General features: G+C 69.2%; 7 protein-coding genes and 1 tRNA gene. 6 read left to right on the top strand and 2 right to left on the bottom strand.

Annotated elements, in window-relative coordinates:
• Positions 1-88: 88 nt before the first annotated feature.
• Positions 89-469, bottom strand: coding sequence for a thermonuclease family protein (locus CKO28_RS25525; protein WP_200343911.1), 381 nt, complete (start codon positions 467-469; stop codon positions 89-91).
• A 176-nt stretch (positions 470-645) separates the two neighbouring features.
• Between CKO28_RS25525 and pip the strand changes: the two genes are divergently transcribed.
• A complete protein-coding gene (gene pip, locus CKO28_RS25520; protein ID WP_200343909.1) occupies positions 646-1,602 on the top strand; it encodes a prolyl aminopeptidase in 957 nt (318 codons plus the stop codon).
• Between the two features lie 218 nt (positions 1,603-1,820).
• Positions 1,821-1,897, top strand: a tRNA-Arg gene (locus CKO28_RS25515).
• Between the two features lie 4 nt (positions 1,898-1,901).
• On the opposite strand, the gene CKO28_RS25510 is transcribed toward CKO28_RS25515, so the two are convergent.
• Positions 1,902-3,869, bottom strand: a complete 1,968-nt coding sequence (locus CKO28_RS25510; protein ID WP_242480817.1) for a methylmalonyl-CoA mutase family protein — start codon at positions 3,867-3,869, stop codon at positions 1,902-1,904.
• 386 nt (positions 3,870-4,255) lie between these two features.
• Here CKO28_RS25510 and ccrA point away from each other — a divergent pair, with 386 nt between their 5' ends.
• The 4 genes from ccrA to CKO28_RS25490 all read left to right on the top strand — a co-directional run bounded on the left by ccrA (position 4,256) and on the right by CKO28_RS25490 (position 8,279).
• Positions 4,256-5,542 carry a crotonyl-CoA carboxylase/reductase gene (gene ccrA / locus CKO28_RS25505; RefSeq protein ID WP_200343905.1) on the top strand — a complete coding sequence of 429 codons (1,287 nt, stop codon included), beginning with the start codon at positions 4,256-4,258 and terminating at the stop codon, positions 5,540-5,542.
• 162 nt (positions 5,543-5,704) lie between these two features.
• Entirely contained in the window at positions 5,705-7,408 is a 1,704-nt protein-coding gene (locus CKO28_RS25500) for an acyl-CoA dehydrogenase family protein (protein WP_437127658.1), read from the top strand.
• A 175-nt stretch (positions 7,409-7,583) separates the two neighbouring features.
• The gene (locus CKO28_RS25495) at positions 7,584-7,793 is read left to right on the top strand and encodes a hypothetical protein (RefSeq protein WP_200343897.1); all 210 of its coding nucleotides are present in this window, start codon (positions 7,584-7,586) and stop codon (positions 7,791-7,793) included.
• Positions 7,794-7,976: 183 nt separating this feature from the next.
• A complete protein-coding gene (locus CKO28_RS25490) occupies positions 7,977-8,279 on the top strand; it encodes a hypothetical protein (RefSeq protein ID WP_200343895.1) in 303 nt (100 codons plus the stop codon).
• Positions 8,280-8,311 lie beyond the last annotated feature (32 nt).

The following is an 8,311-nucleotide window of genomic DNA, read 5'->3' as shown; positions in this document are numbered from 1 at the left end:
GCCGCCGGCCTGAATCGAGACACGAAAAACACCACATCCACATCGTACAATACCCCGCCAAGACCCTTACGCGAACGGCTCGCGGCGGCTACCAGACGGCATCAAGCAGCTGCGTGCAAAATCCAGGGTAGGCGAGCGTGACCGTCCGGCCCAGCACCAACCGGCTGAGCGCCGCCTTGGCGGCGTCCGACAGCGGCCAGGGCTCGAAATCCGGCCGGCCCAGCGGCAGCTTGGGCGCCTGCAGCCCGACCAGCCGGACCTCCCGACCGTCCGACAGGAACAGCGTGTCGCCGTCGACGATCTCGGTGACGCGGCGGCGCTCGCCCACGTCCAGGGTCTCCGGGATCGCCGGGCGCGCGTCGGCCGCCGCCGAACGGCCGGGCCGCGGCACCGCACCCGCCAGCCCGCGGGCCGCCAGCCCGCTTGCCGAGAGTCTCAGCGCGCCGCGCCGTGTCCAGTGTCGTTGCAAGCCGCGCTCCCGTGCCCGCATCGCCGCCAGTCCAATCGCTGCCAGTCTAACAGCCGTGGACGCGCGAAGGGGATGCGCGCGGCGACGATTTGCGCCATATCGGACGGAAGCCGCCCGCGCGCGCGACTCGGCGCCGGCGCGCCGCGCCCAAACGACGACGACCCGAACGAGGATTGATGACCCGGCCGCAACGCGACCTCTTCCCGCCCGTGCCCGCGGACGCGCGCGGCCAGCTGCCGCTGGACGGCCGGCACACGATGTACTGGGAAACCGCCGGCAAGCCGGGCGGCCAGCCGGCGCTGTTCCTGCACGGCGGCCCCGGCGCCGGCGCCTCGGCCGAACACCGGCGCTTCTTCGACCCGCAGCACTACCGCGTGGTGCTGTTCGACCAGCGCGGCGCCGGCCGCTCCACGCCCCTGGGGGAGACGCGCGACAACACCACTCAGGACCTGATCCAGGACATCGAGCGGCTGCGCGACCACCTGGAGATCGCGCGGTGGCTGGTGTTCGGCGGCTCCTGGGGCTCGACGCTCGCGCTGGCGTACGCGCAAGCGCACCCGGAACGGGTCACCGGGCTGGTCCTGCGCGGCATCTTCCTGGGCCGCGCGCGCGAGATCCAGTGGTTCCTGACCGGCATGCGCGCCTTCTTCCCCGAAGCCTGGGCCCGCTTCGCCGGCCACATCCCGGAGGCCGAGCGCGACGACCTGCTGACCGCCTACCTGAGCCGCCTGAACGACCCCGATCCGGAGGTCCATCTGCCCGCCGCGCGCGCCTGGAGCACCTACGAGGGCAGCTGTTCCACCCTGCTGCCCAGCCCCGAGACCATCGCCGCGTTCGGCGACGAACGCACCGCCCTCGGCCTGGCGCGCCTGGAAGCCCACTACTTCGCCCACGACGCGTTCCTGGACGACGGCCAGCTGCTGGCCGACGCCGACCGCCTGCGCGCGATCCCCGGCACCATCGTGCAAGGCCGCTACGACGTGATCTGCCCGCCCGAAAGCGCCTGGGAGCTCAAGCAGGCCTGGCCGCAGGCCCAGCACGTCACGATCCCCGACGCCGGCCACTCCGCCATGGAACCCGGCATCCGCCGCGCCCTGGTCGCCGCGACGCAGCGCATGAAGGGGGTGACGTAGGAGCGGGAATGGGCGTGCCACGCGGCACGCAGCGCGCGCCCGCGCCCCGGCGTGCGATAACGCCGCCCGCCGGCGGCTCGGGACGGCCTTCGCGGCGCTCGCCTCGCTTTGGGTCGGCCCAGGCCACCCGCGCAGGGCGCGCAACCTACGCAGACGTCTCGAAACCCGCCTGCCGCCCATGCTATAACCCGCGGCGGCCCGTACACCGGCGCCCCCGCGTCCCCGTAGCTCAGCTGGATAGAGCAACAGCCTCCTAAGCTGTAGGTCGCAGGTTCGAATCCTGCCGGGGACGCCAGCCCTTAAGCCGCCCGCTCACCCTCGCGGTCCACGATCTCGACGATGTCGGCCATGATCGCGGTCAGGTCGTAGTCCTTCGGCGTGTAGATCGCCGCGACGCCGGCCGCGCGCAGGGTTTCCGCGTCGCTCTCCGGGATGATTCCGCCGACCACGACGGGGACGTCGCTGAGGCCCTGTTCGCGCATCCGGCGCATCACCTCCTGCACCAGCTCGACGTGCGAGCCGGACAGGATCGACAGGCCGACCACGTGCACACCCTCCTCCAGCGCGCCGCCGACGATCTGCTTGGGGGTCAGGCGGATGCCTTCGTAGACCACCTCGAAGCCGGCGTCGCGGGCGCGCACGGCGATCTGTTCGGCGCCGTTGGAATGGCCGTCCAGGCCCGGCTTGCCGACCAGCATCTTGAGCCGCCGGCCGAGCCGCTCGGAGACCTGCTCGACCCGGGCCTGCACGTCGGCTAGGCGCTGCGGGCGCTGCCCGCCGCGCGGCTGGCCGCCCTGCTTGCCGACCCCGGTGGGCGCGCGGTACCCGCCGTAGATCTCGCGCAGGGCGTCGCCCCATTCGCCGGTGGTGACCCCGGCGTGGGCGCACTGGATCGACGGCTCCATGACGTTCCGGCCCGCGCGCGCGGCGGCCTTCAGCTCCTCCAGCGCGGCTTCGGCCTTGGCGTCGTCGCGCGCCGCCCGCCACTGGTTCAGGCTCTCGATCTGCGCCTGCTCTTCCTTCGGGTCGACGGCGAGGAACGAGCCGTCGGTGCCGCTGGTCAGCGGGCTCGGCTCGCTCTTGGTGTAGGCGTTGACGCCGACCACCGTCTGCTCGCCGTTCTCGATCGCGGCCACGCGGCGGGCGTTGGATTCGACCAGCCGCTCCTTCATGTAGCCCTGCTCGATCGCGGCGACGGCGCCGCCCATCCGGTCGATCCTGGCGATCTCTTCGCGGGCGGCCTGGCACAGCTGGTCGACCTTGGATTCGACCGCCGGGTTGTCGCGGAAGATGTCGTCGTACTCCAGCAGGTCGGTCTCGAACGCCATGATCTGCTGCATCCGGATCGACCACTGCTGGTCCCAGGGCCGCGGCAGGCCCATCGCCTCGTTCCAGGCGGGCAGCTGGACCGCGCGGGCGCGCGCGTCCTTGGACAGCACGACCGAGAGCATCTCGATCAGGATGCGGTAGACGTTGTTCTCCGGCTGCTGCTCGGTCAGGCCCAGCGAATTGACCTGCATGCCGTAGCGGAAGCGCCGGTACTTCGCCTCCTCGACGCCGTAGGTGTCGCGCGTGATCTCGTCCCACAGCCGGACGAAGGCGCGCATCTTGCACATCTCGGTGATAAAGCGCATGCCGGCGTTGACGAAGAACGCGATCCGCCCGATCACCCGCGGCAGATCGGTCTCCGGCACCTGGCCGGTGTCCTTGACCGCGTCGATCACCGCCTTGGCGGTCGACAGCGCGAAGGCGAGCTCCTGTTCCGGCGTCGCGCCCGCTTCCTGCAGGTGGTAGGAGCACACGTTGGTCGGGTTCCAGCGCGGGATCTCGTCGTAGGTGAAGGCGATCACGTCGGCAGTCAGCTTCATCGACGGCTTCGGCGGGAAGACGTAGGTGCCGCGCGACAGGTACTCCTTCATGATGTCGTTCTGCACCGTGCCGGACAGCCGGTCGCGCGCGATCCCCTTGCGCTCGGCGGTGGCGACGTAGAGCGCCAGCAGCCAGGGCGCGGTCGCGTTGATCGTCATCGAGGTGTTCATCCGGTCGAGCGGGATGTCCTCGAACAGCGTCTCCATGTCGCCCAGGTGGCGCACCGGCACGCCGACCTTACCGACCTCGCCGCGCGCCAGCGGATGGTCGCTGTCGTAGCCGGTCTGGGTCGGCAGGTCGAAGGCGACCGACAGCCCGGTCTGTCCGGCCGCCAGGTTCTTGCGGTAGAGTTCGTTCGACGCTTTCGCGCTGGAGTGGCCGCCATAGGTGCGGATCATCCACGGCTTGTCGCGCGCGGGCGCCTCAAGGGGGGCGTGCCCGTCGCCCGGGGCGTGTGCTGCGGTGCGGCGCTGCTCGGCCATGCTCGATCTCCTGACCCGCCAAAACCTTACGTGAAGGCTATCATCGGCGACATTTTATTGCGTTTCAAGCCGCTATCGGGTTAAGAAATATGTTCTTGTGCATTGCAAAAGATCGAAACCGTCGCTATGAGTCAAGGCGTATGGGGGTGCAGACCCGGGGTGCGGGGGTCGCCTGTCGGGCGCGGATCGGGCGCCCGCGGGCCCGCTTGAGACCCGGCGAGGACCCTGCGTGAGACGCGGCGTTGCCGGAACGGGGACTGCCAAAACGGGCACTGCCAAAACAGGCTTTGAAGGAGCGAGACATGAGCCAGGCGGCCGAAGCCGACGTGGTCAACCTGCGCGGAGGCCAGGAGAAGAAGGATCTCTACGAGGTCGGCGAGATCCCGCCGCTCGGCCACGTGCCGAAGCAGATGTACGCCTGGACCATCCGCAAGGAGCGTCACGGCGAGCCGGACGCGGCGATGCAGGAAGAGGTCGTCGACGTCCCCGAGCTGGACAGCCACGACGTCCTGATCCTGGTGATGGCCTCCGGCGTCAACTACAACGCCGTCTGGGCGGCGCTGGGCAAGCCGGTGTCGGTGCTCGACTTCCACAACCAGGACTACCACATCGCCGGCTCCGACGCCGCGGGCGTGGTCTGGGCCGTCGGCAACAAGGTCAAGCGCTGGAAGGTCGGCGACGAGGTCGTGGTCCACTGCAACCAGGACGACGGCGACGACGAGGAATGCAACGGCGGCGACCCGCTGAACTCGCCCAGCCAGCGGATCTGGGGCTTCGAGACGCCGGACGGCGGGCTGGCGCAGTTCTCCCGGGTGCAGGACCGCCAGCTGATGAAGCGCCCGCCGCACCTGACCTGGGAGGAGAGCGCCTGCTACACCCTGACCAACGCGACCGCCTACCGGATGCTGTTCGGCCACCGGCCGCACATCCTGCGCCCGGGCCAGAACGTGCTGGTCTGGGGCGCCTCGGGCGGCCTGGGCGCGATGGCGATCCAGATCATCGCCGCCGCCGGCGCCAACGCGGTCGGCGTGGTCAGCGACGAGAGCAAGCGCGACTTCGTCATCCAGCTGGGCGCGCGCGGGGTGATCAACCGCAAGAACTTCGACTGCTGGGGCCGGCTGCCCGACGTGGGCACCGAGGAGCACAGCACCTGGATGAAGGAGACCAAGAAGTTCGGCAAGGCGATCTGGGACATCACCGGCAAGGGCAACGATGTCGACATCGTCTTCGAGCACCCGGGCGAGGCGACCTTCCCGGTGTCGACCTTCGTGGTCAAGCGCGGCGGCATGGTCGTGTTCTGCGCCGGCACCACCGGCTACAACATCACCTTCGACGCCCGCTTCGTCTGGAACCGGCAGAAGCGCATCCAGGGCAGCCACTTCGCCAACCTGCTGCAGGCCAGCCAGGCCAACCAGCTGGTCTACGACCGGCAGGTCGACCCCTGCATGTCGGAGGTGTTCTCCTGGGCCGACATCCCGCGCGCGCACACCAAGATGCTCAGGAACGAGCACAAGCCGGGCAACATGGCGGTGCTGGTCTCCGCCAAGCGCCCCGGCCTGCGCACGCTCGAGGATGCGGTCGAGGAGTAGCGGCCGAGACCGTCGGCCAGCCGCCCGCGCGTTGATCGATAATGCGGGGGCGGCTGGCCGGCCAGGCAGGGCGCCCTAGGTTCCCCGGTCGCGGAAAAAGCCGGGGGCCGTACGGGCCATCCGCGGGCGATCCCGTTGATCACGTGCAAGGACGAGAACGCCATGAGCCAAGCCGCCCAGATGCAGCGCCAGGACGACCAGGGCCTGGAGGTCGGCGACCTGCTGGAGACGTGCCGCAGCGCGCTCGCGGCCGCGCAAGCCCTGCAGCGGGAGGCCGAGGCGGCGGTCGCCCGGCTGATCGCGCCCGAGGGCAAGGTCGAGGGCAAGGCCGTGATGCGCGAGCAGTTCGCCGCGCACGGCTATGCCTGGATGGCGACTTACGTGGCCACGCTGACGGAGACGCTGGCCTGGGCCGACAAGCTGGAGGAACGCGGCCAGCTGCGCGCGCAGGAGCGGCTGATCCTGCAGATCGGCTTCGGCGAATACCTGGCCCAGCTCGCTGGCGGCATCGCGATGAGCCAGGGCGAGCTGGTCCGGCCCGAGGACATGGACGTCGGCTCGGACGCGATCGACGCCTTCCAGAACGACGCCAGCGTCAAGGCGCTGGTGCGCGGCGGCAACACCAACGCCGCCCGGATGCGGCTGTGCGCGCTGCTGGTCGAGCGCTTCGACCAGCGCGACTTCGGCGAGGCGGGCTTTGACGACGACACCATGGAGATGGTGCGCGACCAGTTCCGCAAGGTCGCCGACGCCCACGCCTGGGACGCCCACGAATGGCACCTGAAGGACGATCTAATCCCGATGGCGGTCGTCGACCAGCTGGCCGAATTGGGCGTGTTCGGGCTCACGGTCCCGGAGGCGTACGACGGGCTCGGCATGGGCAAGACCGCGATGTGCGTGGTCACCGAGGAGCTCAGCCGCGGCTACATCGGGCTGGGCTCGCTCGGCACCCGCTCGGAGATCGCCGCGGAGCTGATCCGCCTGGGCGGCACGCAGGCGCAGAAGGAGCACTACCTGCCCCGGATCGCCAGCGGCGAGATCCTGCCCACCGCCGTGTTTACCGAGCCCAACGTCGGCTCCGACCTGGGGTCGCTGAAGACCCGCGCGGTGCGCGAGGGCGACAGCTACAAGGTGATCGGCAACAAGACCTGGATCACCCACGGCGCGCGCTCGGACCTGATGACCCTGCTCGCGCGCACCGACCCGAACGATTCTGGCTGGCGCGGGCTGTCGATGTTCCTGGCGGAGAAACCGCGCGGCGACGACGCGACCCCGTTCCCGGCCGACGGCATGAGCGGCGGCGAGATCGAGGTGCTCGGCTACCGCGGCATGAAGGAGTACGAGATCTCGTTCGACGCGTTCGAGGTGCCGGCCAGCCAGCTGCTGGGCGGGGTCGAGGGGACCGGCTTCAAGCAGCTGATGGCGACCTTCGAGAGCGCGCGCATCCAGACCGCCGCCCGCGCGGTCGGCGTGGCGCAGAACGCCCTCGAGCTCGCCATGGGCTACGCGATCGACCGCGCGCAGTTCGGCCGGTCGATCGTCGAGTTCCCGCGGGTCGGCGGCAAGCTCGCCTTCATGGCCGTGGAGACGATGATGGCCCGGCAGCTGACCCTGGCGGCCGCGCGCGAGAAGGATGAGGACCGCCGCTGCGACATCGAGGCTGGCATGGCCAAGCTGCTCGCCGCCCGGGTCGCCTGGTCGGCGGCGGACAACGGCGTCCAGGTCCACGGCGGCAACGGCTACGCGCTGGAGTACCCGATCTCCCGCGTGCTGTGCGACGCGCGCATCCTCAACGTGTTCGAGGGCGCGGCCGAGATCCAGGCCCAGGTGATCGCCCGCGGCCTGATCGCGAACCGGTTGGGGTAGACGCCGGCGCGCCTACACCGGATGCCTACCGAAGGGCGGATCGCCGTGCACAATCGGCGGTCCGCCTATTTTTGCGGTATATTACGGCGCTACCGTACGAAGTGACTCTCGCTTGTAACGCTTACAGCCCGCGGCCGCCGCGAGAGCCGTTAGAACCGAACGGGAACCGCCCAAGGTGACCTTAAATCGCCAGCAATCACCGCCGGATGCCCGCCAGTTTTTGCACGGCTCGCGCGAGCTAGACCTTCAACGCGACGCCGTATTCGCGGGCATTCACCAGGAATGCGCGAACATTCGCCACGCATTCCGGAAGCTTTGGTGGCAGATCGTTGCGATGACGATCGTGCAAACCGTCATTGTCATAGCTTTGGTCGAGCTAATCTGATGGTAAAAGACCGACGGGTGTAACCGCGCCCATGGCCGTACGCTCGCGCGAGACCGCGTCTCGAAGCGGCGTTCCGCGCTTTCTCGTGCTATCGTCCGCTTGGCCAACTGCCGCGAAGCTTGCGCTAGACGTGCAATCGTATGATCATCATCGCCGTAAACGCGCAGAACGGCGGGGCGCACGATGGACGCGGCGTGGATCAAGAAGGAGCTGGAGGCTGTGGACTTCACCACCAGCCAAGCCAACGCTATGGCGCTCGTCCTGTCTCAAATGGCGACCAAGGACGACGTAGACGGTGTGCGCCAAGAGGTGGGTGAACTCCGCCAGCACGTGGACGCCGGCTTCAAAGAGGTCTACCAGGAGTTCGGCAAAGTGCGCCAGGAAATGGGGCAGATGCACCAGGAAATCGGTCAGATCTGGTGGAAGGTTGCCATCCTGATGACCCTGCAGGCCGGCCTGATCGTCTCGCTGATCAAACTCATCTAGCGACCCCACGTACCCCCGCCCCCTGGTAGACT

It is taken from the genome of Rhodovibrio sodomensis, assembly GCF_016583645.1.
Classification (GTDB): Bacteria; Pseudomonadota; Alphaproteobacteria; order Kiloniellales; family Rhodovibrionaceae; genus Rhodovibrio; species Rhodovibrio sodomensis.
Note: the sequence above shows the minus strand (reverse complement) of the source record. Positions and strands in the feature narration are given on the sequence as shown.